Genomic DNA, 26,062 nt, shown 5'->3' on the forward strand with positions numbered 1-26,062 from the left:
GTCGACTCACTGTGTCGCCTCCCGGATGTCCACCCGCACGCGCCACTGCTGGCCGTCACGGCTCATTCCTTGCATCTCTCCGTACAGGCGCAGGACGTCCCGGTCCACCGTCAAAGCCGGCACCCGGGCGATGGCGTCAGACAGGGCCGTCGCAGCGTTCGTGTCGGCTGTCAACTCCACGGCGGCATGCTGGGCTATCGCGGTTTGATAGCGCTGCTCCCAGCCCTCTTCGGTGACGTCGATGCGCGGCAGTTGCTCATCGTGCGCGGCGGCGGCCAGGAGGCGGTCCAGGACGGGAGGACGGTCGAGGTAGGGCTGGTAGTGCTGAAGGTGGTGGGTGCGGGCATCGCGGCCACGCGGCCACAGCAGGCTGAAGGCCTGGTCGGCCGACAGGCGCGGGCCAGGGCCGGTGGGCAGACGCCCGGAACCGACGGCGTAGGCAATAACGCGGGCGTCGACTTCCACGCCCAAGCGACGCTCCAGGGCCTGCCACCCCTCGATCAAAGCCAGCGCGCTGGCGTCGGTGGTAGGGCTGCTGCCGGGACGGAGCAGCCGGGTGGACAACGCTGCCACGGCACTGTGCCGCGGCGGACCGTCGAGTCTGCTCCAAGCGTTGCGAAGATCGGTGAGCGCTTGGCTGGATCCGGCAGCGGAAGTGTGGGCCCGCAGAACTGCCATGGCCCGTGCTGCGACTCCGGTCGGTTCGGCCGTCACGTGGCGCAGGAGTCGGGTCACGGTGGTGTCGACGTACTCATAGTCGTTGGGGGTCAGAGCCGTCTCAACCAGACGCCAAAAACGCCGCGGGTCCTCGGCATAATAGCGGGACAGTTGTTCGATCACACCTAGACCGCCGATGGAGGTTTCGCTCAGCCACACCACGGACGGATCCCCATCCTTGGCTGCGGAGACTACGTCCGCGATCAAGTCGCCGTCCTGGGCGTCCGGGCAAGCGCGCAGTACTGCGGCGAGAATGGCCGCGGCCACGGTATCTGTGTAGGCGCGCCGTGCGAGGTCGGCGCTGCGGATGGCAACGTCTGAAGCCACCAGCAATTGTCCGGCCCGGTCCAGGGCGTCGATGACAGCGGGCACGTCGCTGAGTTCGGTGAGCGTGGCGATGAGACGTTCGTTGCTGTGGGCGGGCTTGCCTGTGTGCTCGTCGCGGTAGAGCACGCTGAGGATTTCCGCCAGGTCGTTGCGCCAACTGCCGTCAGCAAGACTGGAGCGGATCGACGACGGGTCGGGAGCGTCGTCGCTCAGGCCGCGCAGAGAGAATGACGTCAGGTACACCAGCGCTAGCCAGCCGCGCTGGAACTGGTTGGTCACCTTCCCCAGCGCTGGATCGTCTGCCACCGCCTGGAAGTAGGCCATGGTGCGCCACTGGGGCGACGTGAGGTAGCGCGTGACCTCGGGATGCGTGGTGTCCAGGGGGGCGAGGGTGAAGGAGGCTGCGTCCACGTTCAGCCGGAAGCCGAGCGCGGCCGGTTCTCCGTTGCGGGTGTAGCGCACGGTGCGGGCATCCGTGGTGCCTGTGTCGTAGCTCACCTCAAAGCGCGAGCCGGCAGTTATGCGGCGCACCTCGATCGGATTGCCTGCCGCGTGCAGGGCGAAGCCGACGGAGGTGATGCGGTGTTCCCACGACGAGGGGCGGGGAACGTCACCTGGCAGGGGCTGAGTGCCTGCATCGACAACGATCTGTGAGGCCCAAAGAGGAAATCCCTGTGACCGGTCGGCGACCTCCTTGGGAGGCTCGCTGAGCTGCAGACGATGCGGGCGCAGTACGACCAGACCTGCCGGGTCCTGCCCCGGGGGGGACCAGCGGCCTTCGAGCGTCGGGCCTGGTACAAGGCTGTCGTCCAGTTCCAGGGTGTCCTGGCCGATTGGAGGGATGGGGAGCCAGGTGCGGTGGTCGTCACGCTGGTAGCCGTAGCGGCGGCTGACCCTGCCGGGTACGGCTTCCCTCAGAGCCCTGGCGATCGGCAGCAGTTCGTCGCTGCTGTCCTGCTCGGCGCTGCTGGCGGTAGTGCGCGAAGCGAAGGGAAGGATCAGTCCGACCTCGGGCACGTTGAGCGGATCGAACAGCGTCCGTGTCACGAACTCCGGAAGCATGGCACGGGGCTCGGCGCCGGGATCCTTCTCCTGGAGGGTCTGCCAGTTGTTCTTCAGCCGGCGTACAGCGGTGGGAACCACGCTGAGCAACAAAGAGCGCGGCTCCTCCCAGAGCAAGGCTTGCACTTCGTCAGCGGTCAACTGCAGTGCCGCTCTGAGATGGCGCGCCAGATCGTCCTGGAGAGCAGGAGTGGTCAAGAGGCTCTCCAACACCTGCGCCAAGTCCTGGCGGGCCGCTTTGTTCTTATCGTGGGCCTTTGCCGCCTTTGGTGCGGTCAACAGCGTCCTGGGGTCGGCCCACGGATGGTGAAAGCGCAGTTTGCGTCCTGCCCAGTCCAGCAGCGACTGCGTTCCTTGAATCTTGATGACGAAGCGGTTGTTGACCGGAAGGTGACGTGCTGGCACTTCCGGCTGGAACAGCGTCTCGTAGGCCTGGTAGGCCAGCCGGTCCCGGCCGTAGTCGGACAGAGTGATCACCGTGACGGGGCGCATGGCGCGCAGACGCCCGGCCCGGCCGCGTCGCTGGATGAAGGCCGCCGCGTCGTGGGGAGCCTTGTGCTGCAGTACCAACCCAACGCGCGGGTCGTTGAAACCGACTTCGAGCGAGGCGGTCGCCACCGTCAGATTTGCCTGCAGATCCACTCCGACGTCCTGGGAGGACGTGCGCGCTATCCGCAGCGCATGGTGACCAGCTCCCGGCGCGAGGACGTGGCCGATCTTTTCCATCAGGTCCCACGATTGGCCGTCGCGGTAACGGGTTTGGTGATGGGCGCGTGCTGAAGCGCGCAACGCGGCCAGGGCTGGTTTCCGACCCGGTTGACCGTAGCGGTTCTGTCCTCCCTCAGCGTCCCGCAGGTCGTCGTAGAAGCGGTTGGTGACATCCAGGTCGTCGGTAAACAAAAACCCGGTAGCCCCGTACAGTGCGGCGTCTTCTTCCGGGTCAAGCATGCGTCCAAAGAGCATGGCGGCTTGGATGGAGGTCGACAGCAGACTGCTGCCGGCGATCGGATCGCCGCGCAACGCAAGCGCGTACTCGCGCCCCTCCTCATCCATGCTGTCGTCGGCGGGTTGGATGTACTCGACATGGCTGTCGCGCAGTCCCACCAGGCGAGCGAAGAACGTACCGGCGTCGCGCAGGGTGGCGCTTAGACCGACGAAAGCGACCGGCTTGCGGACGGCCTGCTGCCAGCGGCGCAGCAACAAAGCGGTCTGGGCTCCGTGAATCCCGGAGTAGGTGTGCACCTCATCAAGCAGGACCAGGGACGGGACCGCGCCTCCCTGCCAGCCCAGCAGTCGGCTAAGCCCGCCTCCGGCACTGTTCAGGTTGAGCATTTCGGTCGTAGTGAAAAGCAGGTCAGGGGGCGCGTCTTGCTGGGATTGACGGGTCAGAGCAAGGCTGCCCTCCGGAATGCTGGCCCGGCAGGCAAGGCAGACCAGTCGCTCCCTATTGCCGCGACGGTCAAGATCACGCCAGAGGAGTTCGCCGCGCTCACACGCAGGACAGGTCAAGTAAGGGCAGACGGCACCCTCTCGAGTCCGTTTCCAGGCAGTGCGGCCGCTTGCGCCAGGCTTGAGCCGGTCGTCCTCATGGTCGTAGGGCGTGTCTCCGTAAAGGGCCCCTAGTCGAAACGGCCGGCGCCCGGAGCCCTGGAGGGTGGGCTCCAGCGAGCGGGCAGTGCTCAGCGCCTCCCGCAACTGATCGCGCAGCAATTCCTTGCGCGGATACAGCGCCAGCGTGTGCAGGCGGAAGCTATTCGGTCGAGCACGCTCGGCCATGGCAGCGAAAGCCGGCAGGTAGAAAGACAGCGTCTTGCCGCTACCGGTGCCAGCCCCCACGATCACACCGCTGGAGTGCGGACGTTGCAGCGCACTGGTCACCGCCGCGGTGGCGTCGACCTGAAAGCGGGCTAGGTTACGGGGCCCGATGTGGGCCTGGGCCACGAGGTGCTGAAGGCGGCCCCAGCCAGCCAGAGTGGCGAGTTCCTTCAACGCGGTCGCCGCGGGGATATTGCGCTGGGGATAACGGCGCGGCGCGGTGTGCAGGCGGTAGTCGGCCACGAGTCGCTTACCGCTCTGCCACCACTGCGCCGCCTCATCGCGGGCCTGCCAGGGGAAGAGTTGCCGCAACTGCGTTGCCAGACGGACGGTTTCGGCCAGTCGCGTGCGATATTGCGGGGGCGAGGTGTCCGGCACCTTGAACAGCCAGGCACGATCGCGGAATTCATACAGCAGCTCTTCGCTCGATATGCCTGCCACCTCCCTCGGGGCGTCGGGCAGGCAGAGATCGATGACCTCGAGGACTTCACTCTCGGTCAGGGCTCCATCGGTGATGCCCCAGGAGACAAGGGGCAACTCGCGGTCCTCGAGCGCGTTGAGGACGTGGTTGTAGAAACGGGCACGGGACGGTGTGATCACGTGCGCCTCCTGCGGACTTCCAGGTCGGCGTCGAGATCGACACGACGCAGCAGCGCGATCTCCTCGTCCGTGATGTCGCTGAGCAGCAGGGCGGTGCCGGAGGCCAGGCGGTCCAGGAGCATCTGCAGTCCTTCCGGCGGCGGTGGCGCGCTGTCGAGCAACTCAGCCAGTTCGGCGTGTGCGTTGGCGAACAGAGTGATCACGGCTGCGTCGACGTCGGCGCGAGCAGTCTTGGTGAGGTCCTGGTGCAGTGCTTTGGCCCGTGCCTGGTCCTGCAGGGAGAGCATGGCCTGCCGCGCCATCTGCAAGGCCGCCAGTTGGGCTTGCGTCCACTGCCGCCATGCTTCCTGGCTGTCATGGGCTATGCGATCGGCGACCTTTTGCACAGCTGTCGAGGCCCTGGTGAAGGCCGCGTTGGGAGGCAGTCCGCCCTCACACTGGCGGGTGAACGCTGCTAGACCCGTGTCGAGCCCAGAGAGGTCGATGTCGCCAGCTGCCGGCTGGGCCATCAAGGAGCGGGCTATGCGAAGGCGTCGCTGCAGGGCCATCAACTGGTTGTGCAGGACGCTGATGCGTTCGCTGATGCGCCGGGCCTCCTCCTCTCCCTTCTCTCCGTCGTTGAGTCGGCGTGCCTCCGCCTGCAGGCGCTCGGCCTTTTGCAAGACGGACAGGGGCGCGCTCATCGGTCCTCCTCCGGTGCGCTCAGCGACCGCCACTCGGTCAAAAGTTCCTGGACACCCCTGGCCGCCTCATCGCCATGGGAGTTGGTGCGGGATGCAGCGTGCTCCAAAGCGGTGGTCAGCCACGCATCGCTGGCCTGCAGCAGGGCACGGACCACCTGGGGGGCGACCCCTCGGTCACGCACTGCCGCCGTGATGCGCGCCGCGTCGGAAGCCTCCGGTTCCTCCGCCCGCAGGAGATCGTCCTCGAGTTGGTTCAGGATCTTCCAGTCGACGTCCTGCGCCCGCGAGAGAAGGTCGGTGATACCCGTCCGCGTGGCCCGGGGCACCGGGATGCTGGCGTCCTCGGCCGCAAGGAGTGCATCGCGCACGGCGGCCAGAACCTGCTGCCCGGTTGTGCCCCGCGGATGGTGTCGGCGTATGTCGTCCAACTGCCGGCGCAGTGACGCATTCTGCGCCTTCACCAGGTCCGTCCAGTTGGCGAAGGACTTGACGGCCTTCTTCACCCACTCCGGTACGTCCGATCCTGTCACCTGCCAGTCCCACTGGGCTGTCGCTCGGCGCAGCAGCGGCAGCGCCCTCGCGGCGTCGATCAGCCGGGGCTTGCCGTCGCCTTGGGCCACGCCCAGGGCGTCGCGGAGCCGCTCGACGAGGGGGGTCCTGTGCTGAAGGTGGCCCTCCAGGGTCCGATTCCACGCATCATCGCGCGATGCGGCGTCCTCACGCGCCCAGGAGCGCCCGTCGGCGAATGCGGCGGCAAGCAGTTCGGCCTCGTCCATGCCAGGCCACGCCAGCCCGGCCAGAGCGGCGCCGATCAGGGATGCGCGCAATCCGAGGACCAAGTCGTCATCGGTGATCTGCAGGTTCTTCTGCAGCGCGGTGGTCAGTGACGCCGTGTAGCGGTCGGATTCTGTGCTCAGCCGGCGTACATGTTCGGCTCGCTCGGCGGGCTGGCCGTTCTTCAGCAGCAGCACGCTTTGCAGGTAACGGCTGTTGCGTGCCGTTCGCTTGAACCGGATCGGCGCTGCGTCCGCGCCCTGCACGTTCTCCGTTGCGCCTTCGATCGAGACCACACGTGCATTGGAAGGCCAGGCTGAGCGGATCGTCGCCTGTGACTGTTCCCGCATCAAAGGATTGACCCAGCGGAAGCGCTGCGCGACGGCGGTGGCGATGACGGTGCGCAACTCGCTGGCCACGGCCTGCTGCAGTACGTGTTCTCGTCTGAGCCAGTCCTCCACCGCATTGACCTTGGCTTGCAGAGAGGGAGGGAGTTTGTCCGTGGTGAAGGGATTTGTTTTGGTCGTCTGCTTGACCGGCTCCGTCGCCTGCACCTTGACCGGCTGCCGGGGAATTACGCTGGTCCCGGAGAAGGTACGGGCTTCCAGGTCAAAGGCTTCTAGGACTGCGGACGGCAGCGCGCCGGCGTGGTCGGGGGCTCCGCCCCAGAACTCCAGGACGATCTTCCGGCGGTCGGCGTCGAGAGGGTCCTCTGCCTCTACGACTTCCTGTACGCCGGTGGAGAGCGGCTCGTCGATGTCCGCAGTGGGGAACTGCGTGCGGAAACGGGCGTCGGGGAAGGTGCCTTCTTTGAGTGCGCCGGCATGCTCGACCAGGACAGGACGGATCACGCTGCCGAGCACGGTGCGCGGGACGAACGCATAGGGGTCGTTGCGCGGAGCCGTCGCGTGGATGGTGCGGACCAGGGCAGACGGGTTGAACGGATACAGGCCGAAGCCCTCGGAGGTGGCCCCGAACTGCTCATGGCATCGGGAGACCAGGGAGCAGGTCTCACAGGGATTGGGCACCTGTTGCTCGCCCGCGTTCTCCAGGGCGTCCCGCCCGACCCGGGCGGCGTTGAGATAACGTCCGACGAAAGAGGTGATCTCGGATTCGCCCCGGTCGTCCCTGGTGAAGGAGACGTTGAGGTTGTAGACGTAGCCAGCGGTGGCCCGCACACGGGTGAGTGCGGTCTCCGGAAGGTCGCTGAAGTAGCCCGTGGTGACCGCCATGAGGGTGCGGATGGGGGCCAGGGTGGTGCTGCCGTAGCGGTTGGCGGCCTCGATGACCGCATCGAGGAGATCTCTTTGCACGCCTTGGATCAGCGCGAAGTCCTCGATGAGCAGGATGATCTCTTTGCCCTTGCGGGCGTACTCGCGTCGCACCTGCAGCATGGCGTCCTGCAGGCGGCCAGCTCCCAGGCTCGCCACCCGTTTGACAGCTGCTTCCAGATGCTGGTTCAGCAGGTCGACAGCGGCCTGCTGCAGTTGTGTGTTGCCGGAGATCGCATTGATCAGCTTGATTGTGACCTGGGCGGCGCGGTGGAGATCCAGCAGGTCGGTGGGGAGGTCTTCCATGGTGAACGCCATCGGGCGGTCGGGCTCACCATCTGCGCGGTCTTGAAGCAGTTGTTCCGCCAGTCGGGGAATGAATTTCCCCTGTCCGAGCATGAAGGCGCTCACGTGGGGGTCTTGCAGGACGACCGTCAAGCCGCGGGGACCGGCAAGCGGACGGGCGTGTTGAGGTACGTCACGGGCCGTCGTGGCGGCCAGGGCCTCGCTGAGGGCATTCACCAGGCGCCTGCTCAAAGTGGCCGCGTCCACACCGTCGGTGAACCGGTGGATGTCGGCGCGCAACTGAGCCAGCGCGCCACTGTCCGCGTCGGCGAGGAGGGCGTCGATCACAGCGCGCAGGCTGGTCTTGGCCTTCTCCAGATAGATGATCTTGTACTTGTCCGAGGCGGGCAGGTTCTCGCGCACCCAGCGCACCAGGTGCGACTTTCCGGTCCCGGAGTCACCGACGACCGGCAACAGGAGCGCGCCGGTGTCGGACTGCAGCGACAGGAAGTCCTTCAGCACGGTCTTCTCGTCAATGAGGGGGCCGTCAGAGACGATGGCACGCCCGTCCAGGCCGGCCCGGCGAATACGCAACGGCGCATGCGTGGCCAGGAAGACCGCACGAGAGGGACTGACCGCCTCGGTATTGATCGTCGCGGCCGCGGTTTCGGGCGTCCAGCACAGGAAGCCGCGGAAGTCAGCCATGCTGGTCCTCCGAGATGACGATGTCGGACACGTAGTGCGACGGACGGTCGGGGTCATGAAGGGTCAAGACGCGCTGCGCGTCGGCGTCCTGCTGCAGGATGAGCCAGCCCTCGTCTTCGCCTCGCAGCAGGGCGTAGGACAGGGCCGGCCCTGCTGACTGCGCGCCCGGGTCGGGGATGCCCAGGGCGTTGGCGTAGTCCCCACCCGGCAGGACCGGCAGGGCACTGCGCAGGGTTCGGGCAGCGTCGACGGCGTTGACTCGTTCCCCGACAGCCCACAGCCTTTGCACCGACTGCTTGACGGCTGTTGTGCAGTCCGGAAGCAGGGGGCCCTTTCCGCTGCTTGACAGCAAGGGGGCAGCAGCCAGGCCCAGGGCCGGCGCCCAGTGCACGAAACGGTTCCAGCGCGTGTCGTTTCGCGACGCAGTCCCCGCTTCAGGGTTGAGGTCGATGGACTGCTCGCGTTGGGCGATCTCCCAGGTGGCCGGCTCGTCGAGAGGATCCCGGGAAAGAAACCACACGAGAATTCGGGTGAGGTCGCGCGAACCGGTCTGTCCTGCGTCGTCGGCCAGACCGGCATTGAGTTCACCGGCCAAGACAGCCTGGCGCAGGGCACAACTGAAGGAGGGGAAGTCCGTGCCGTCGAGGTCGCTGGCGTGTCCGGCGAGCGAGAGTCGGCCTTCGTCAACGGCGACCATCTGCAACTCGCGCAGGCTGCGCAGGGCTTGGTCGAAGGTCTTGTTCTCCTTGCCCTCGGTCAGGGAGGGGGGAGCCAGAAGAGCCCGCGCGCGATCCGTCGGCAGCGGCTTTCGCTCTGCGGCAAGAAGACGAACGACGGCCCACATGAAAGGTGGTATCGAAGATTCCGCAAGCAACAGGGCCACTAGAACGACTCCAAGGCAGTACGCACCCACAAATGGGCGCGGTGGATTGCAACAAGTGGGGTGTCAGGGCGATCCGGGTGCGCCAAAGACCGTGGATGCAGCAGGTACGTTACATCCTGGGAATCGAACCGCATCGCCAGATCGTCTCCCATGTGGGAGGCGGAAGAGTCGAGCAGCCAGACCATCGGGTTGGTGTAGCGGCCCAGGAGGTCCTCGTCCCTGTCCAGGATGAGGGGGCGGGGGCGCACGTCGCGTTGCAGTCGTCGAGTGGCGAGGCGGGCAAGTCCCGGACCGCCGACCACCGACATTCCCCGCACGGCCAGCCGCTCGAGCAGTTCGGGCACCAGGTCGGTGAACTCCTGCTCGGTTTCCCAGTAGATGGAAAGGCACGGCAGGTCACCGCGGAACCGCCTCAGGGGGTCCTCGCGTCGGCTCGGCCACGACGGCACGGCAGGCCAGGGCTCGACCGCGAGTCGGTAGTAGCCCTCCGGGGCGGTCCGCGGCGGGCCCTGCTTACGGCAGGGCGGGCACCCGCGGCAGGTGACTCCCGTGGTCAGAACACCTCCGCGGTAGGGCACGCGGTAGTGGTCAGCCAGTGCCTCGCCCCAGCAGCGGTCGCTGCGCAAAATCCTTCGCAGCCGGCCGGCGGCGTCACGTTGGTCGTTGATGATGAGCCGGCGGACGTCGTTGAAACGCTGCAGGAAGTAGGCGCGGTCGTTAGTCTGCCCATCCGCAAGGAAGACGTCGAACTGTTTCCCCAGGGACGTGTAGAACGCGTCGAGGCGCCCTTGCCAGGCCGCGTCGGTTTCCTTCTCGCTACGCTGTGGCGGTTCGGGGATGGTCACCTTGATGAGGCCGGCTCTGACCATGAAGTTGAGGATGCGTTCGTTCCAACTGCGGTGCCGGCCGAAACCTTCGGGCATGTCGGCAGGCAGGGCCTCGAGGCTGAGCCGGTGGGCGCCGCTGTCGGTGGGAGTGCGCCCCACCCACATGGCCCGCCACCGGGCCCAGGCACGCTCGGCCGTCAATTGCGGGCTGCGGTTGAGGCTTTCGGCCAGCGCCTCGTCCCCGGGAGCGGTGGCCATGTAGGCGATGCAGGGATGTCCGTCTCGCCCGGCGCGGCCGACCTCCTGGTAGTAGCGGTCCGTGGTCTCCGGGAGGCAGGCGTGGACCACGGTACGCACGTCGGCAAGGTCAACTCCCAGGCCGAAGGCCGAGGTGCCCACGACCACGTCGAAGCGCGTGGGCTCAGGCCCGTCGGGGGTCGAGCCCGCCCAGCCTTCGAGAGCCTGCCGCCGCTGGTCGTCGGTGGACTTTCCGGTGACCTGGGTGACGCGGCGGAAGCCGGCCTGGCGGAGCCGTTCAGCCCAGTCGGCAGCGTCCTTGACCCGAGTGGTGTAGAGCGCCAAGGGCCGAGGCAGCATGGCGACTGCGTCGATGACGGCTTCGTTCCGGCTCTGCTCGTCGGGGCAGGTGTCGACGTAGTAGCTGGGCTCGTGCCGGAGTTGAGAGGCCCACACCACCTGGGCCTGCCCTTCCTCGGCGAACAACTGCTCCAGAAGGCTGACCTGCTGGTGGGTGAGGGTGGCGCTCATCGCCACCGTCACCGGCGCCTGGTCCTGGGGGGCCTTGCGCAGCCAGGTACGCCGGTGGCTGGCCATCGTCTGAAATTCGGGCCGAAAGCCGGTGCCCCACTGCTCGACCAGGTGTGCCTCGTCGATGACGAAGTACTGCAGCAGTCCGGCTTCGGCGGCGTCCTCCAAGGGCTTCTTCAGCGCCGTCACCACCGCTTCGGGGGAGGCGAATAGCAGGCGTTGGCGACCGGTGCGGACGTCGTCGCATATCTGCCGCTTGACCTCCTCCGGCATGCCGCCGGTGTAGGCATAACGGCCGGTCGGGCTCCCTCTGCCCTGCCGTTCAAGGGTGGCCTGCGTTCTAGCCTCCATGTCCAGGGCAAGAATGACCGTGGGGACGACCACGATGGACACTCCCCCGCGGGCACCGGCCAACAGGGCCGAGGCCTGGGCCACCGCGGTCTTGCCGTGTCCGGTGGGCAGACACACGATCGTCGTGCTGCCGGCAGGAGCCAGGGCAACGGCTCGCGCGGCTTGTTGCTGCCCGACGGAGACGTACTCGGTGTAGCCGAGGGCCTCTGCCCAATAGGGGTCGGCCGGCCGGGGTTCGAGGTGTCGCCGATGCGGTGAGTCCACCCCGAGATAGATCTGCTTCAGGTCCTCCCGGGCGCTTTCTTGTGCTTCGGGCGTCAACTCCCGTGGGTGCCACGGCAAGGCGAAGACCCGCAATCCCCGTGTGGTCGGCAGTGTCCGGCACGCCATCTGTTCCCACTGTTCGCGGCTGGGCAACGCGGGATCCAGGGGAACCTCCAGTCCAGCGTTGTTTCCCCGGACGGCAACCTCCAGCAGTACCTGCCGGGTGAGGGCTGCGATGTCGCACCAGCCGACCGCGTCTGCGCGATGAGCGGCCCGGTCGGCCAAGGCGTCTTCCAGTCGCCGCAGGGTGCCGGTGGCCGTCGTCGTCGGCACCTGGGGCCAGGCCGTAAATAGTTCCTGGGCGTGCGCCCACAGATCACCCATCGTGCTTCACCGTCCGGTATCCCCCGCGCACGATGCAGGTGGCGGCGACCACGCGTATCGAAGGGCGGCTCAGTGCCTCCGTCAGATCCCGTCCCACGGCCACGTCCAGCAGGTAGCTTTCGGTGTCGCCCAGCAGGTGGCCGGCCGCACTGCGTGCCTGCGCCTGCGCGGTCGCGATCGCGAGTTGCTGCTGTGCCTGCTCCTGCGCCTTAGCGCACTTGCTCATCAGGTCGGTTGCCTGGACCAGGTGGGCACGGGCCACCTGCTCGGCTGCTTCTGCTGTCTGTCGGTATTCCTGCCAGCCTCCGAACACGGCGACCAGTTCGCCGTGGTTCTTGACGTTGTAGTTCTGATCTCCTCGCCTGCCATAGGGAGCATCCAGCCAGGCGCAGGCCTTCGGGTCAGTCAGAGCGATATGGTGCCCGGCAGGCACCCACACCTTGCGGGTGAACGGGGGAAGCAGTCGGTCAGCCTGGCGTCGCAGGGCTCGCCCGGCCTCGGGCACGTCGGCGACACGCCGCAGAGCGGCACTGATGTCGGCTTCCACGAGGTACTCGAGCCCGAAGTAGGCTTCATCTCCTGTACGGCAGGTGGGGTCAAAGCGCCGGAAGGCCGTCGCCTGACCGCGTTCGTCGGCGAAGACAATGTCGGCGAGCATGTCCACGAACGGGTTGCCCGAGCGGAAGAGCCGGGTTCCCGGGGCGCGCAGAGCAGTGGAGCGGTTGAAGACACCCTGGGCCATGTGGGGATGAATGCGTTCGGCGGCTGCTTTGTAGCGCCGTGGGTCGATCAGCGGATGCGAGGAGGCAACGTCGAACCGGTCACGCTGGTGGCCGGCGACGGTGCGTGTGTCATGCCGAAAACGCAGTCCGCCACTGCCGTCATCGGCGTAGTGCACCAGGCTCTCACGCAGGCGGCGCCAGTCCTGCTCCAGGCGATCGAGCGCGCTCGTGGTCTGACGGGCCTGTTCAGACGTCTCGTGTATGGACTCCAGCATGTCCATGGTGTCGATGTCCCGCTTGGCCTGGCGCAGTTCCTCGCGCACGCTGGGCGCCAGGGTCGTCAGCCCCGCGGGACCGTCGTCGAGGGCCTGGCGCCACACGCGGGTCAGCCCTTCAGCGATGGTGTCCTGCAGGGTCGAGACGGACGCGGTAAACAGGTCGTATCCCTCGTGGAGCAGGCTCGCCCAGGCCCCGCAGAACGCCTCGTTCCCTTCGCGATCGCCGATGCGGAACTGCTGCGCCGGTCGGTTCTGCCGCAGCGATTCCACCCCCCGGTAGCGATCCACCCGTCCGATCCGCTGTTCCAGGCGGTTAGGGGACCACGGCAGCCGCACGTGTACCACCACGTCTGCAACCTGCAGGTTCAACCCGTCCTCAGCCGAGGCGTCAGCGACGAGCACCTGGCACAGGGCGGCGTTCTGCGAAGTACGCCAGGTCTGCACGACCTGCTCGCAAGCGTCCGCGCTGGTGGCTGTGGTGTGCAGGCCCACCACAGCGTCGGGGGCCTGGGCGCTGAGCGCTGCCGCTACTTGGGCGGCCAAGGTTCCCGGGCCGCAGAAGATCACCGCCCTGGTTCCGGGACGCACGACTGGCAGCAATGCTTTGGTCAGGGCCGTGGGTGCGGCGGTGCGAGGCAAGTCAGCGCGCTGCTTGCTGTAGGTCTCCCCCAGTTTTCTTTCCCGGGAAAGGGTTGCCGGTGCCGCAAGCAGGAGTCGCTCCTGCTCGGTCAGTCCGGCTCGGTCGGCGGCTTGTCGATCGCCGTGTGTGCGCCAACGCAGCGCGCACAGCAGGTCTTCCATCAGGCCGCCGGCCCGAGAGGCAAGCACCGCCAGCGCCATGGCGTAGGCCGAGTGCTGAGTGTCGTCGGCCGCGGTGTCTACCAAGTGGTCGGCGATCAGCGTGCGCCACTCCAGCAGCAGCGCCTGACCGAGGTGGTGCTCGCCAAAATCCACCGCGAGCAGACGCGGACGGGTGCGTCCTCTCACTTCATAAGGCACAAGCTCCGTCTCTTCGTCGTCGCGCAGCACGGAGGCGCGGCGGTGGCGGATGACCCGTCGGTGTAGGCGATAGGTCTCGCTGAGATGAGCCCTCAAAGCCTCGACTCGCAGGACCAATTCTGGGGCCTGATCCTCGTTTGCCAACTCGTCATCGTCGTTGAGGAGAGCCAGCACATCGGTGGCCAATGCCTCAAAGCGCTCGTCGGACGGCAGGAGTTCCCGCAGGCTATCGATGGTCATCGGCAGCAGCGTGGGGAAATAGGCGTCCAACTGAAACACGCCGTCGGCAAGGTCCTTACGCCGCTGGTAGCGCTCCTCGAAGGAGGCGCGGTCGTCCCAGCGGTACAGCTTCTCGTCCAGCAGATGCAGCAGACCCAGGTGAGTGACGTAGTGAGAGGTCACCGGGGTGGCCGACAGCAGCAGGAGGCGCGTGGCCGTGTGCGCGATGCCGCACAGCTCACGGTAGGGCGATTGCGTCGGCTCCGTGATGTCGTGGACGAGGAGGTGGGCCTCATCGACAACAAGCAGGTCGGCGTCGCGATAGCCCGCCCACTTGTGCGGCGTGTCGTGCGCGGTGAAGGTGATGCGCGCCTCGGGAAAGTCATCGATGAAGAACCTCTCAAGCATTTCCCCACGCCACTGCCTCACCAAGGACGCTGGTGCCATGACGACAACACGCGCGTGAGGGTTGTCGATCAGAGTCTGACGAATGACGTAGCCGGCCTGGATGGTCTTTCCGAGCCCGACCTCGTCGGCCAGCAAGTAGCGTTGCACCGGGTCGGACAGGACGGTCAAAGCGGCCTGCACCTGGTGGGGGTAGATCTCCGCCGCAGAAGACAGCAACGCGGGGATGCTTCCACTGGCCCCACGCTGAGCAATGAGGCTGTGCAGCATGGGCAAGCGGGCATCGTGGAAGTAACCGGACTCGTTCCCGCCGGCTCCCAGGGTCGCGACCGGATTCTTTACGGGCCGGTCCCAGCGCACGTGCAACTCCGCCGCTCGAACCGGCAGGTGCACGTCCGGATGGTTGGGGAACTGCACATAATACACACCGGGGTCACTCCCCCGCACCCGGCCCACGATCCACACGCCGGTGCTGGGATCACGCCGGTAGACACGGGTCTCCTCCGGCAAAGACACCGGCGTGCACAAGCGCGCAGCGATGCGTTGCGTGTGGGCAACGGGCTCCGCTATCGATTCGAAGTAGTCAACCTGGACACTCTCCCCCTCAACTGCTGCGACTCGACCCATTCCCGGAGAACCGGCAAAGCGGACAAAATCCCCCACCCTTAGCCTTGACATTGCAACTTCCTTCACAAGGCGTTCACATCCAGCCGGTTGAAGCGTAAACCGCACCACCGACAATCGCCGGGTAGGTGCCCGCTCCACGGCGATCACCAGGTAACGAAGTCCCCGATCGCCTGCTGGAAGCTCGCGCCTGCCCTCCCACCGTCGCCCTCCCCAGACGACTTGTACCAGCCCACTACCCCCCGAACCCCCTCCCGGGCGCAGAGGGCGAGCGCGCGATAACAATGATCTTCAACTTTCATAATGCATGCAGTTGGTCCGGTCAATGCAGTACACGTGAGCGAGTGCGCAAACTTCGAGGCAACTAGCGCAGGAGTCGATGCGGTGCACGCTGGGGTGTCGCTCAAGCGGGGCGAGAAGTCCCCTGCTGGTGTCGCCGCGTTTCAGGTGGGCAAGGTCAGTGGGTGCGGGCGGCGCCCAGGACCAACACACGTTCGGGCGGGATCCTGCCCGTCGCCGGGTCCCCATCCGCCGGGGCATGCCTGGGATGAGGCCACGAGAGTCGATCGGGCAGCCATACCAGGGGATGGCGGACAGCGGTGCACCGCAGAGCGGCTGGCCTGTGAAGTGGGCCGCTGTCCTACCGGTGCAAAAGCACCCGCGTTCTCTTCGACCTACGCTGGCGCGCCCTCGTGCCGGAGCTTACCGCCGGGAACGCTGCCCCTGAATGGACGTGCGCCGCAACCTCCAACTCCTCGACGAGTTCCTCGCATCGCCCCGTTCGGCCATTCGCGGGCATGCAGCAAAGCCCACCGCTGGGTGGGGGCGATGGGCGGGAGGTGCGGTGTAGTCGGTTCGTCGTGCCCGAGAGGGCACGACGAACGCGATCAGGTAGTCAGCCCCGTACGGTGCGGACCAGCAGGTCCGTGAGCAGGCGGATGTCGTTGGGGGTGTTTTGCAGGCCGTTCCATCGGCGCTGCTCGCCCTCGGCGAAGCGCCACATGCCCGAGGTCCAGGCGGTCACCGGCATCAGGCCGAGGACAGCGTTGCGGACCTGATCGCAGTCGACGTCTTCGGCAGGCATGCCGTCGGTGAGGGCGTCCATGACGAAGCCCATGGCCTGGATGCCCACGCCGTGGGTAAGGCGGGATTGGCGGGGCGGGAGTTTCCAGGCGTCGCTGAAGGTCTCCTTCACGATGGTCCAAAAGGAGCGCAGGTGCAGCAGCATGCGTTCGACGTCGCCAGAGCCATCTTCGGGATTGCGGTACTGGTAGAGGGCGCCTTCGAAGAGGCTATGTTCCAGCATGCGCAGCAGGCTGGTGTCCTTGATGTTGCCGTCGGGTGAGGTGGGGCTGGCTACCCGGCCGTAGAAGGGGCCTTGGCCGTCGGTGTTGAGGCGGGTCATCAACTGGGCCGGCAGGCGCTTGCGGGCGTATGCGGGGGGCAGGTGTCCGCTGGTTTCGGGCAGCAGTTCGTGGATGAGGCCCTTGGGTAGCGGCTTGGTGGAGTTGACCAGGATGAACTGCGAGCGCTGGTCTTCTTGGTTGTCGGCGATGAATCCGACGGCGGCGACGGGAAATTCGACGAGGTCGGCGTCGCGGATGGCGGCGCTTCGCTGCTGCCCGTCCACGATGAGGGCGGGCTTGTCCTGGTCGGTGAGGGATTCGTCGACGGGGATGACGAGGACGCCGGGGACGGAGTAGTCCACGCCGGCGTTGGGGCGGACCCCGGTTTCGAAGCGGACGGTGTCGTCGAAGGCGAGGACGAGGGCGTTGGGGAGCATGGCGTCCTCGGATTCGAGGTAGCGGCGGATGCCCCGGATATGGCTGAGGACCTCGGGGCGCTGGTAGCCCTTCAGGTTGCTGTCATCGTCGCGGCGGACGCGGGAGACGGCGGCGAAGCTGTGGAGTTTCTTCCCGTCGATGGCAAAGCAGTAGATTTTTCGGTTGCCTTGACGTACTTCGAGGGCGGGAAGCCTCAGCTCATATCGGTCGGCCATTCATATCTCCTGACAGGATTTTTAAGAAAAGCTGGGTGGCGGTGAAGTCTATCCGAAGGTGAGTTGTCTCATCTTCGCCTCGAGCACGGTGAGATTGTGGAATCCGCGGCGCTTGTTGCGTTCACTGCCGCGGAATATGGCGATTTCGATTCCGTGCTTTTTACACAGGGCGCAGAGGCAGGTGCGCCAGGGTGCATCACTGAGGGTGCGCTCGTAGTACTCGAGGTAGCTTTTCTTTTTCGAGCCGAGGACGAGGTTTTCGTAGGTGGCGAGGGCACTCATTACTTCTTCGAGTGCTGTTTCTTCTTGGTCGAATGCGCGGAGGGCGCGCAGGCAGTCTCGTTCGGCGATGATGGCTTCGGCTTGGGAGACGTGGCCGGAGAGGATGAGGCGTTTGAGGGCGGGGTTGCCGTCGACTTGGGGGACGCGGATGGCGGTGTAGGAGTCGGTAGCAGTGTGGTAGTTGTTGCGGTCGTCCATGAAGGCCTGGCGGAAGGCGCTGGTGCTGTCGAAGCTGGCCACGCCGTGGCGGGCGAACTGTTCCATGCTGTCGACGCGGTTGATGCCGAGCAGGTGGAGTTCGGTGTCGTGGTTGCGTACGGCGTCGATGGCGCGCAGGCAGGCGAGGATCTCGTGGGACTTGAGGGGGACCATTCCGCCGAGGGCGATGCGCCGGTATCCCATTTTCTGTAGTTGGGCGACGGAATGGGCGTAGCTGTCGGGTCCCCATCCCTGGGCGGCGCCGACGGGTTGGAAGCGGGCGCCGTGTTTTTTTGTGGCGGCGAGGAAGTTTTCGGCAAGTTCGAGGGAGATCTGCTGGCGTTCCACCCAAGCCGCTTCGGGTTCCGTATCGGATTCTTGGGGGATGTAGCCGAAGATGATGTGGTCGATGCTGATGCCGGCGTCGAATCCGCAACGGCCATAGAAGTCGATGACTTCGTCGACTTCGTACGGGGGGCGTTCTTCGTCGATGTAGTTGAAGGCGCCGCAGTCGCCGATGGTGGAGCAGGTGTCGGGGAGGCGGAAGAAGTTCCTCACGCCCAGGCGGTAGAGGCGCTCGCGCTGCGGGGCGGAGTATTTTCCTGCGCCCTTCATAGATCCGTCGACAACCGCCTTGCTGACGAGGATCCCGTCATACGGAATCGGCGTCACGGCCTGGTGGGCGTAGACGTCATCGCGCTGACGGACTCGGTAGGGCGAGTACTCGTCGTTGATGAAGTCGTAAGTGGGGCTCACCAGGTCCTGGCTGTCAGGGAAATAGAATTTCACGCGGCTTTTGCCTTTTCCTGCACATAGATACGGAGAAGATAGTTCGACAGGGTGCTGATGTGGCGGGGGTTGTTTTGGAGTTCGTTCCAGGGGGTGTTCAGGTCGGGCCAGCGTCCCTGGGTCCAGCGGCAGTGCGGAGCGATCAGGGCGAGTTCCGCCCGCGCCAACTCCACGGCATGGGGTGAGGCGGGGTCGATGGCCATCATGACGCGGTCCATCAGACGTCCCATGGAGCGGATGCCCACGCCGTGCATCAGCCGGGACCGGGTCGCCGGCAGGCCCCATGCGTCGGGGAAGGTGTCACGCACCGCGGTCCAGTAGACGACGAGGATCTGGCGAATGGTGGCGGTGTCGACCGTGCCGTTGGACAGGTTCTTGTAGGGAAAGAAGGCGCCTGAAGGAGAGTTGAGGGATTCCTGAATCGCGGTGGTGAGGCTGTTGTCCGTGACGACGGCGTCCGCCTTCTGTTCGGCCGTGGTGGAGGGGCGGCGCACCAGGCCCCGAAAGGGTGAGTCTTTGTCGTGGTTGAGGGCCTCGACCAGGACGGAGGGGAGTTTGCGGGCGGATAGCTTGGTCGGCAGCAGGGTGCCGACTTCCGGGAGGAGTTCGGTGACCAGGTTGGTGGGCAGCGGGGAGACCGTGTTCACGCGCAGGAACTGGTCGCGTTGGGTTTCCAAATCTTCGGCGACGAACCCGGCGATGGTCACGGCCAGGCGGGTGTTGCGGGTGCGGGCCAGGGCGAGGCTGCGCTGCTGGCCGTCGACGATCCAGGCCGGCCGGGGGGCCTCGGGGGCGTCGGGCAGGGGAATTTCCAGCGTGCCCGAGGTGCACAGGCCGTCGCTGCTGCCAGGGCCCGGGCTGGACTTGAACCGCACGCTGGAGGGCAGCGCCATGATCAGCCCGTTGGGAAACAGGACCTCCTCGCCGTCGAGGTACTCGAGGATCTGCTTCACGTGCTGCTTTTTTTCGGGGCGTTGGTAGCCGATCAGTTTGCCGGCCTCGTCCCTCGAGATGCGTGCCACGTCGGCGACTTGGCGTACCTCCTCGGCCGCCAGGGTGAACACGTACAGGGGGATCGTGGGGTGCTGCTCGATCCGCAGGGCCCGGCGTTTAAGCACAAGGGAGGTCATCGGGGGCCAATCGTTGCTGTGTACAGGTCCGCGAAGCGCTTTTGTTCACAGGCCATTCCCTGGTCTCGCAGCAGGCGCAGCAGGCGGGTGCGGGAGTAGCCGGGGTGACTGTCCTTCGACTGCTCGATGAAGTCGATCACGGCTTCGTCCGTCATCGGCCGGCGCTCGTAGCGTTCGGGGCGGGCGACCTGATCGACCCAGTCTCTCCAACGCTGCTGTGCGCTGGAGGTGATGAGGTGGCCGGGCGTGCAGCGCTCAAGCCAGGAGGCCGCCATGCGGACGTTCAAGCTGGTGCGGGTGCCGCCCAGGGCGTGGCGCAGGGCGGCGTTGGCCGGCACGCGCACGATGCCGTCCAGCTCGCAGGCGCCCCCGACCAGCACCACCTCGGCTCCCGTGGCCGCCAGCGCGGCAAGGTCACGGTGCATGGCCCCTGCGTAGGTCTCGGACAGCACCACCAGCGCCCGGCCGGCAGCGGCTGCGATCTGGGGCAGCTGACAACTGGCGTCCAAGCGTTGCAGATGGTCCCACCAGTCAGCGGCCTGCGCGCTGGAGGAAGCCACGGAATCTGCATGTCGGGGCAGGAAAGTCGCCGCGTAGGAGGGTGCGAGGCTGGAGACTGGTCGCAGGCCCAGACCGGCCGAGGCCACGTAGAGACGGGGAACAAAACCGGCCCGAGATGCGGCTTTTGTGAGAACTTGGGCGCGCCGCCACTGGTCTCCCTGATACAGGTCCTCCAGCGCGATGCGCGGTCCTGGCGCGGCGTGCAGGCGGCGAGCCCATTCCACGGCCCGCTCCGCGAGGTCCGTCTTGGGCAGGGCGCGGGCCTGCAGTGGGGCCTCGGGGGGCGAGGTCTTCCGGTCCGTGCACGTGACCACGATGGGCAACTCGTTCACTGCGGTTCGACCTCTAGCTTCCGTAACTCGTATCTTGTTGTGGTTACTGTAGCCGGTAGTTAAGACGGTAGTCTGCCACTGCCTCAACGGAGGCAACTGGACCTCAGATAAGGGAGTGACAGCATGGACCGTCCCGCGATCGTGTTGCTGAGCGGCGGCCTGGACTCGACCACGGTGCTGGCCATCGCCAAGGACCAGGGATTCACTCCCTACGCGCTCAGCTTCCGCTACGGGCAGCGGCACTCCATCGAGTTGGAGGCGGCCCAGCGGGTCGCCCAGGCCCAGGGCGTGGCCCGGCACGTCATCGCCGACATCGATCTGCGGGTCTTCGGCGGCTCTGCTCTGACGGCCGACATCGAAGTGCCCAAGCACGAGTCGCTCGCGGACGTGGAAGAGGCGGGGGTACCGATCACCTATGTGCCGGCCCGCAACACGATCTTTTTGTCCTTCGCGCTCGCGTTTGCCGAGACGGTCGGCGCCAGCGACATCTTCACCGGGGTCACGGCCGTGGACTACAGCGGCTACCCCGACTGCCGCCCCGAGTACATGGAGGCGTTCGCCACCATGGCCAACCTGGCGACCAAGGCCGGCGTCGAGGGCACCTCCAAGATCACGCTGCACTCCCCCCTGATCGCTCTCTCCAAGGCCGACATCGTCCGCGAGGGCCTGCGCCTGGGCGTGGACTACTCCCTGACCTCCTCCTGCTACGACCCCGACGAGCAGGGCCGGGCCTGCGGCAAGTGCGACACCTGCCTGCTGCGTCTGAAGGGGTTCGCCGAAGCCGGCGTCACCGACCCCGTCCGGTACCAGAGCGCCTGAGCATGACCTACCTGATCAAGGAAATCTTCTACACGCTGCAGGGCGAAGGCGGCCACGCCGGCCGCCCGGCGGTGTTTTGCCGGTTTTCCCGCTGCAACCTGTGGACCGGCCGTGAACAGGATCGCGCCCGCGCGATCTGCCAGTTCTGCGACACGGATTTCGTGGGCACCGACGGCGAAGGCGGCGGTCGCTTTCGCACCGCCGAGGAGCTGGCCGACGCCGTCGAAGCCGCCTGGCCCACCACCGACCGTGCGCACCGGTTCGTGGTGTGCACCGGCGGAGAGCCCCTGCTGCAGTTGGACGAGGCCGCCATCGAGGCCCTGCACGGCCGCGGCTTCGAGATCGCGGTGGAAACCAACGGCACCCGGCCCGCTCCCCGCGGTATCGACTGGCTGTGTGTGAGCCCGAAGATCGGCTCCACCCTGGTCCTCACCAGCGGCGACGAGCTCAAACTGGTCTACCCGCAGGCCGGTGGCGACCCCGCCCAGTTCGAACATCTCGACTTTCGCCACTTCCGCCTACAGCCGCTGGATGACGCCGACCGCGAGGCCCACACCCGTGCCGCCGTCGAGTACTGCATGAAGAACCCGCGCTGGACGCTCTCCCTCCAGACGCACAAGTATCTGGGAATTCAGTAATGGAAATCTTTCGCGAGTTCACCTTCGAAGCGGCCCACCGCCTGCCGCGCGTGCCCGAGGGTCACAAGTGCGCCCGCCTGCACGGCCACTCCTACAAGGTCACCGTGCACGTGGAGGCACCTGTTGAGCCGGAGGCGGGCTGGGTGATGGACTTCGGCGACATCAAACAGGCTTTTAAGCCCATTGATGCACAACTCGACCATTACTACCTGAACGATATCGAAGGCCTCGACAACCCCACGAGTGAGAACCTGGCCCGCTGGATCTGGGACCGGATGGTCACCGAGCTTCCCGGCCTGTCGGCGATCACCGTGCGCGAGACCTGCACCTCCGGTTGCACCTACCGAGGTGAGTAGCGGCATGCACGACATCCAGAACGAGGCCGACTCCCGCGGCATCGCCATCGACGAAGTAGGGATCAGCGGCTTGCGCTATCCCGTCACGTTCGATGACGGTCACACGTGCCAGCATGGCATCGCCGACATCAGTGTCACCGTCGGCCTGCAGGCCGACCGACGCGGCACCCACATGAGCCGCATGATCGCCCTGGTGCATCAGGAAGTGGCCACCCTCGCCCCGCAGGACTTGCCCATCGCCCTCAAACGAGGGCTCGCCCTGCTCGAAGCCCCCAGCCTGGCCGTGACGTTGTCCCTGCCCATCGCCACGACCGTGACCGCACCCGCCAGTAAGCGGAAGTCGTGGCAAACCCACGACGTCACCATCACCGGTTACATCACCCCCGACACCTGCACCGTCGCCACCACGGTGACCACCGACGTCACCAGTCTGTGCCCGTGCTCCAAGGCCATCTCCGACTACGGCGCCCACAACCAGCGCAGCGAGGTCACCCTCACTGTCACCGGGACCGCCGACGCGCCCTACCCCCTGGCGGTCCACGAAATCGTCGACCTGCTGCGCAGCGTCGGCTCCGCCCCTGTCCTCCCCCTCATCAAGCGGCCCGACGAACGCGTCGTCACCATGCAGGCCTACGACCATCCCGTCTTCGTCGAAGACATCATCCGCGACATAAGCCTTGCATGTCGCGAAAAGGGGCTGAAACATGCGATCCGGGCTAAGAATCTGGAAAGTATTCACAGCCACGACGCCATCGCCAGCCTGACCTACACCGGTTGAATCCCCTCACACGCCCTGGGTCGGAAAGGGGGGTGCCAACCCCTTCCCTACGCTGTGCCTGCGGCGGCAAGGTGCACGGCTTTGCCCGAGCCCGCGGGAAGCGTCCACTGGCGCCTATGCACGCGCCACGTGGGCCCGTACAGCGGGTCGGCGCCCGCGCCGCTGACTAGCGCGTTCGCCATTCAGGGGCCCACCCGAGGCCCTCAGCGCGGCATCGCCTAAACCCACCGGGACCTTACTCGCCCCCGGCAGCAGGCACTTCTCTCAGCACTGCAGCGCGGACCGACGCCTTAAGGATGTTCAGTGTCGTGCGCTGTACTGTCTGCACGTTCGTCCCACCGCCCATCCGCCACTGGAGCCGAGCGCAGCAACCCACCACCGAGAACAGAAAGTAGATCGTGAAGACCCCCGCTCCTGCCGGTATTGCCACAGTCATCGCGTACATCGCCACCATCCCGGCCGCCAACTTGGCCGTCACCCACTTCGGCGCGGTACCGGTCGGCCTCGGTTACGTGGCGCCCGCCGGCGTCTACTTCGTCGGCCTGGCGCTCGTCCTCCGCGACCTTGCACGCGAGGCGACCGGCCGTGGCGCCATCCTCGCCGCCATAGCCATCGGCACCGTCCTCTCCTACCTTCTCGCGGACCCCAGCCCCGCCACTGCCTCAGCGGTTGCCTTCGCCGTCGCCGAAACCATGGACTTCGTCGTCTACGAACCTCTGCGCCGCCGAGGACTTCTGGTTGCGATACTCGCCTCGAACGCCGTCGGGCTTCTCGTCGACAGCCTCCTGTTCCTCCACCTCGCCTTCGGCTCCCTCAATTACCTGCCTGGACAAATCCTCGGCAAAACGTGGATGACCCTCGCGGCCGTCATAGTCCTGGCGCTACTGCGCCGCCGTTACCGCGTTATCGCCTGAAGGTCAGCCTGCCATCCACGCATGGCAGGAAACCGCACCGCAATCGCCTTTGCTCAGGCCTTGGGCAGGACTCAAGCGGCCGCTTGGCGGGGTACGCCCTCAGCACCCCTGTTCGGCGGCGAACTACCGCATCTGGCCACCCGTCAAGTCCACGCACTGCTGGACCCCGGTCTCACCGCCTCGCAACCGTGCCTTCTGGGGGCACCGTCATGCCCTGGAGTGACACGGATTCTGCTTGCCGCCTCTGCCCCGGCACACTGGGTGGAAGCCCAGACGGCCCCTCGAAGCCCGGCCGTAGTCTCTGGCCGCCGACTGCACCCGGTAGACGACGGCCGGGCTACGGAAGGCGGTGGACGGTATTCAACTACGGTCACCGTTCGCGCCACGCGGGTCCGGGACGCATCCGATACGACGTGGGCTCTACCTCGCAGCCTCTTTGACCGTCGTGGACTACCTGTGGACGGGTCGCGCTCCAGTGGCCGATCATCAACCCGTGACCTGCGTAAACGTAGGAGCATGATGCGCCCTCCGGAGCCGTGTGCGCAGGTTCGAATCCTGCCGGGGGCACTCGCCATCTAGCCAGCGCGAAGCAAGCGCTGACCAGGGCGGATGCCGACCGAAGAGGGCGGGAGTCAGTGTCACTGACTCCCGCCCTCTCTCGTTGTCTCTCAGTGTTCGCGACACACCTCCGACACACTCACGACGCAGGGCCCAGCCAGGGACCTACTCGCTCTCGCCGGCGATCGGGTGGGCAGGCAACCGAGGCGGAGTCGCCACCACGGCAGCGACGCCCGCCCGGGCTAGAGCAAGGGGACGAAGCGCAGCACCGCTCAGCGGCCCACCCCGGACGCGCACGTGCCGGACGTCTGCGGCAGAGGCCGCCAGGCACAGCCGCTGGTGAGCGCGTACACCACTGCCGTGCACACGGCCCGCTCGCCACAAGAGCGATCCCACCACCTTGCGTTCGATGGATCAGCGCCCACGACCGGCGTCATGCCGCACGCACATCAAGTCACGTCAGGCAGCCTCTAAGCCTTGAGGGGTGCGGCCGACCTGGCGGCCTGCTCGATCTTCGCGCAGTAGGCCGCACGGGCTTCCTCGTCGATCTGCGTCTCGTGTTCGGCGCGCAGCCCGGTCCGGCCGTCGAGGCCCTCGCGCAGGATGTCGGCGTGCCCGGTATGCCGGACGGATTCGCTGAGGACATGGACCATGACGGCGAACAGGTTCGTGTTGGGATAAGGCTCCGGCCACCACGGCACGTGGCCGGGGGCGTCGAGGGGAAGCTCGTTGATCGTCGCGTCCGAGTGTTCCCATGTGCGCCGGTAGAACCCGATGATCTGATCGCGGGTCTCGTCCTCGGTCGCCCACAGATCGCTGCCGCTGTAGTCCTGCCATCGGGGCAGCGGCTCCGGGGAAGGACGGTCGAAGACCTCGCCGAAGTATCTGGCCTCGACGGTGGCCACGTGTTTGACCAGGCCGAGGAGGTTGGTCCCGGTCGCGGTCAAAGGTCGGCGGGCGTCGTATTCGGACAGGCCGTCGAGTTTCCAGAGCAGCGCCTCGCGGTCCCGCCGCAGTCTCCCGTGCAGGTTGTCTTTGGCGAATTCATCGATCATGCGGCGTGAGCCTGCCATGGGCTGCTCGTGGCCTCAAGATCCCTTACGTGGGGTGCCGCCGCCGGGGTGGCCCAGCTCGACGTCGCGGTGGCCCGTCGACTAACCGCGAACCACGCCCGCACCACGCCCTCACGCTCGCCGGGCCGGTGTCGGAGGGGGCGTTTCGTCTGGCCCCTGCCAACCACCCGGGGCAGGCGGTAAGGCCCGGCGTCCCGCCGTCGGGAAGCCGGGCCTCGCCGGGGCGGCGCGTCAGGCGGGGCGGATGTTCTCCGCCTGCGGGCCCTTCTGGCCCTGGGTGACGTCGAACTCCACCTTCTGCCCCTCCTGCAGCTCGCGATAACCCTGGGCAGCGATGTTGGAGTAGTGGGCGAAGACGTCGGGGCCGCCGCCCTCCTGCTCGATGAAGCCGAAGCCCTTCTCGCTGTTGAACCACTTGACAGTGCCCTTGGCCATGACTGTCTCCTTCGCGGGGAACCGGGCCCGCGCCCTGCGCGCCCAGGAGGTGATCGCCCTGGTCCGGAGAGGCGCTGAAAGCAGGAACGCCCGTGATGGCGATCACGGGCGAACGGGACTTCGGAACCACGACTGCTGGATCTCCACGCTATCCCGGCCTGGCGGCAGCCGCTACTGACAACGCCGGAATGTCAACGCCGGACTGTCAACGCCGGCACATGCATTCCGGCAGCGGCG

Annotated in this window: 17 protein-coding genes; 5 read left to right on the forward strand and 12 right to left on the reverse strand. The window is 66.5% G+C overall.

The window, feature by feature from the left end:
* Nucleotides 1-6: 6 nt before the first annotated feature.
* The 10 genes from dpdJ to SCNRRL3882_RS12890 form a co-directional block, all read right to left on the reverse strand.
* The gene (gene dpdJ / locus SCNRRL3882_RS12845) at nt 7-4,521 is read right to left on the reverse strand and encodes a protein DpdJ (RefSeq protein ID WP_010040243.1); all 4,515 of its coding nucleotides are present in this window, start codon (nt 4,519-4,521) and stop codon (nt 7-9) included.
* Nucleotides 4,518-5,204 carry a hypothetical protein gene (locus SCNRRL3882_RS12850; protein WP_010040246.1) on the reverse strand — a complete coding sequence of 229 codons (687 nt, stop codon included), beginning with the start codon at nt 5,202-5,204 and terminating at the stop codon, nt 4,518-4,520. Before SCNRRL3882_RS12850 ends, dpdJ begins: the two co-directional genes overlap by 4 nt.
* The gene (gene dpdH / locus SCNRRL3882_RS12855) at nt 5,201-8,239 is read right to left on the reverse strand and encodes a protein DpdH (RefSeq protein WP_010040249.1); all 3,039 of its coding nucleotides are present in this window, start codon (nt 8,237-8,239) and stop codon (nt 5,201-5,203) included. Before dpdH ends, SCNRRL3882_RS12850 begins: the two co-directional genes overlap by 4 nt.
* Nucleotides 8,232-9,122: a protein DpdG gene (dpdG, locus tag SCNRRL3882_RS12860; RefSeq protein WP_029181197.1), complete on the reverse strand. Its 891-nt coding sequence runs from the start codon at nt 9,120-9,122 to the stop codon at nt 8,232-8,234. Before dpdG ends, dpdH begins: the two co-directional genes overlap by 8 nt.
* Nucleotides 9,122-11,716 carry a protein DpdF gene (gene dpdF / locus SCNRRL3882_RS12865; RefSeq protein ID WP_010040253.1) on the reverse strand — a complete coding sequence of 865 codons (2,595 nt, stop codon included), beginning with the start codon at nt 11,714-11,716 and terminating at the stop codon, nt 9,122-9,124. The genes dpdG and dpdF overlap by 1 nt, the downstream gene beginning before the upstream one ends.
* Nucleotides 11,709-15,017: a protein DpdE gene (gene dpdE, locus SCNRRL3882_RS12870; protein WP_010040255.1), complete on the reverse strand. Its 3,309-nt coding sequence runs from the start codon at nt 15,015-15,017 to the stop codon at nt 11,709-11,711. Before dpdE ends, dpdF begins: the two co-directional genes overlap by 8 nt.
* A gap of 841 nt (nt 15,018-15,858) precedes the next feature.
* The gene (dbpB, locus tag SCNRRL3882_RS12875; RefSeq protein ID WP_010040256.1) at nt 15,859-16,962 is read right to left on the reverse strand and encodes a DGQHR domain-containing protein DpdB; all 1,104 of its coding nucleotides are present in this window, start codon (nt 16,960-16,962) and stop codon (nt 15,859-15,861) included.
* Nucleotides 16,963-17,010: 48 nt separating this feature from the next.
* Nucleotides 17,011-18,231: a tRNA-guanine transglycosylase DpdA gene (gene dpdA, locus SCNRRL3882_RS12880; RefSeq protein WP_010040257.1), complete on the reverse strand. Its 1,221-nt coding sequence runs from the start codon at nt 18,229-18,231 to the stop codon at nt 17,011-17,013.
* The gene (gene dbpB, locus SCNRRL3882_RS12885) at nt 18,228-19,361 is read right to left on the reverse strand and encodes a DGQHR domain-containing protein DpdB (protein ID WP_010040258.1); all 1,134 of its coding nucleotides are present in this window, start codon (nt 19,359-19,361) and stop codon (nt 18,228-18,230) included. The genes dpdA and dbpB (SCNRRL3882_RS12885) overlap by 4 nt, the downstream gene beginning before the upstream one ends.
* Entirely contained in the window at nt 19,358-20,254 is an 897-nt protein-coding gene (locus SCNRRL3882_RS12890; protein WP_010040259.1) for a hypothetical protein, read from the reverse strand. Before SCNRRL3882_RS12890 ends, dbpB (SCNRRL3882_RS12885) begins: the two co-directional genes overlap by 4 nt.
* 123 nt (nt 20,255-20,377) lie before the next feature.
* On the opposite strand from SCNRRL3882_RS12890, the gene queC reads away from it, so the two are divergent.
* The 5 genes from queC to SCNRRL3882_RS12915 all read left to right on the forward strand — a co-directional run bounded on the left by queC (nt 20,378) and on the right by SCNRRL3882_RS12915 (nt 23,759).
* Nucleotides 20,378-21,073 (forward strand): 7-cyano-7-deazaguanine synthase QueC, encoded by a 696-nt coding sequence (queC, locus tag SCNRRL3882_RS12895; protein WP_010040261.1) that lies wholly within the window; start codon nt 20,378-20,380, stop codon nt 21,071-21,073.
* Between the two features lie 2 nt (nt 21,074-21,075).
* On the forward strand, nt 21,076-21,711 hold the full coding sequence (gene queE, locus SCNRRL3882_RS12900) for a 7-carboxy-7-deazaguanine synthase (protein WP_010040264.1): 636 nt from the start codon (nt 21,076-21,078) through the stop codon (nt 21,709-21,711).
* The gene (gene queD, locus SCNRRL3882_RS12905; RefSeq protein WP_010040266.1) at nt 21,711-22,067 is read left to right on the forward strand and encodes a 6-carboxytetrahydropterin synthase QueD; all 357 of its coding nucleotides are present in this window, start codon (nt 21,711-21,713) and stop codon (nt 22,065-22,067) included. The genes queE and queD overlap by 1 nt, the downstream gene beginning before the upstream one ends.
* Before the next feature lie 4 nt (nt 22,068-22,071).
* Complete coding sequence (locus SCNRRL3882_RS12910; protein ID WP_010040268.1) at nt 22,072-22,845, forward strand: GTP cyclohydrolase I FolE2; 774 nt, start codon at nt 22,072-22,074, stop codon at nt 22,843-22,845.
* 398 nt (nt 22,846-23,243) lie between these two features.
* On the forward strand, nt 23,244-23,759 hold the full coding sequence (locus SCNRRL3882_RS12915; protein ID WP_010040275.1) for a VUT family protein: 516 nt from the start codon (nt 23,244-23,246) through the stop codon (nt 23,757-23,759).
* 1,028 nt (nt 23,760-24,787) lie between these two features.
* Here the strand turns inward: SCNRRL3882_RS12915 and SCNRRL3882_RS12925 are convergent.
* Together SCNRRL3882_RS12925 and SCNRRL3882_RS12930 are read right to left on the reverse strand one after the other, a co-directional pair.
* Nucleotides 24,788-25,372 carry a DinB family protein gene (locus SCNRRL3882_RS12925; protein WP_010040282.1) on the reverse strand — a complete coding sequence of 195 codons (585 nt, stop codon included), beginning with the start codon at nt 25,370-25,372 and terminating at the stop codon, nt 24,788-24,790.
* A gap of 249 nt (nt 25,373-25,621) precedes the next feature.
* Nucleotides 25,622-25,825 carry a cold-shock protein gene (locus tag SCNRRL3882_RS12930; protein ID WP_010040284.1) on the reverse strand — a complete coding sequence of 68 codons (204 nt, stop codon included), beginning with the start codon at nt 25,823-25,825 and terminating at the stop codon, nt 25,622-25,624.
* Nucleotides 25,826-26,062 lie beyond the last annotated feature (237 nt).

This window comes from Streptomyces chartreusis NRRL 3882, from assembly GCF_900236475.1.
GTDB classification, from domain to species: domain Bacteria; phylum Actinomycetota; class Actinomycetes; order Streptomycetales; family Streptomycetaceae; genus Streptomyces; species Streptomyces chartreusis_D.

Coding starts and splice junctions, on each gene's coding strand:
- SCNRRL3882_RS12850 (WP_010040246.1), bottom strand. CDS start 5,204: ATGAGCGCGCCCCTGTCCGTCTTGCAAAAGGCCGAGCGCCTGCAGGCG.
- dpdH (WP_010040249.1), bottom strand. CDS start 8,239: ATGGCTGACTTCCGCGGCTTCCTGTGCTGGACGCCCGAAACCGCGGCC.
- dpdF (WP_010040253.1), bottom strand. CDS start 11,716: ATGGGTGATCTGTGGGCGCACGCCCAGGAACTATTTACGGCCTGGCCC.
- dpdE (WP_010040255.1), bottom strand. CDS start 15,017: ATGTCAAGGCTAAGGGTGGGGGATTTTGTCCGCTTTGCCGGTTCTCCG.
- dbpB (WP_010040256.1), bottom strand. CDS start 16,962: ATGGCCGACCGATATGAGCTGAGGCTTCCCGCCCTCGAAGTACGTCAA.
- dbpB (WP_010040258.1), bottom strand. CDS start 19,361: ATGACCTCCCTTGTGCTTAAACGCCGGGCCCTGCGGATCGAGCAGCAC.
- queC (WP_010040261.1), top strand. CDS start 20,378: ATGGACCGTCCCGCGATCGTGTTGCTGAGCGGCGGCCTGGACTCGACC.
- queE (WP_010040264.1), top strand. CDS start 21,076: ATGACCTACCTGATCAAGGAAATCTTCTACACGCTGCAGGGCGAAGGC.
- queD (WP_010040266.1), top strand. CDS start 21,711: ATGGAAATCTTTCGCGAGTTCACCTTCGAAGCGGCCCACCGCCTGCCG.
- SCNRRL3882_RS12910 (WP_010040268.1), top strand. CDS start 22,072: ATGCACGACATCCAGAACGAGGCCGACTCCCGCGGCATCGCCATCGAC.
- SCNRRL3882_RS12925 (WP_010040282.1), bottom strand. CDS start 25,372: ATGATCGATGAATTCGCCAAAGACAACCTGCACGGGAGACTGCGGCGG.
- SCNRRL3882_RS12930 (WP_010040284.1), bottom strand. CDS start 25,825: ATGGCCAAGGGCACTGTCAAGTGGTTCAACAGCGAGAAGGGCTTCGGC.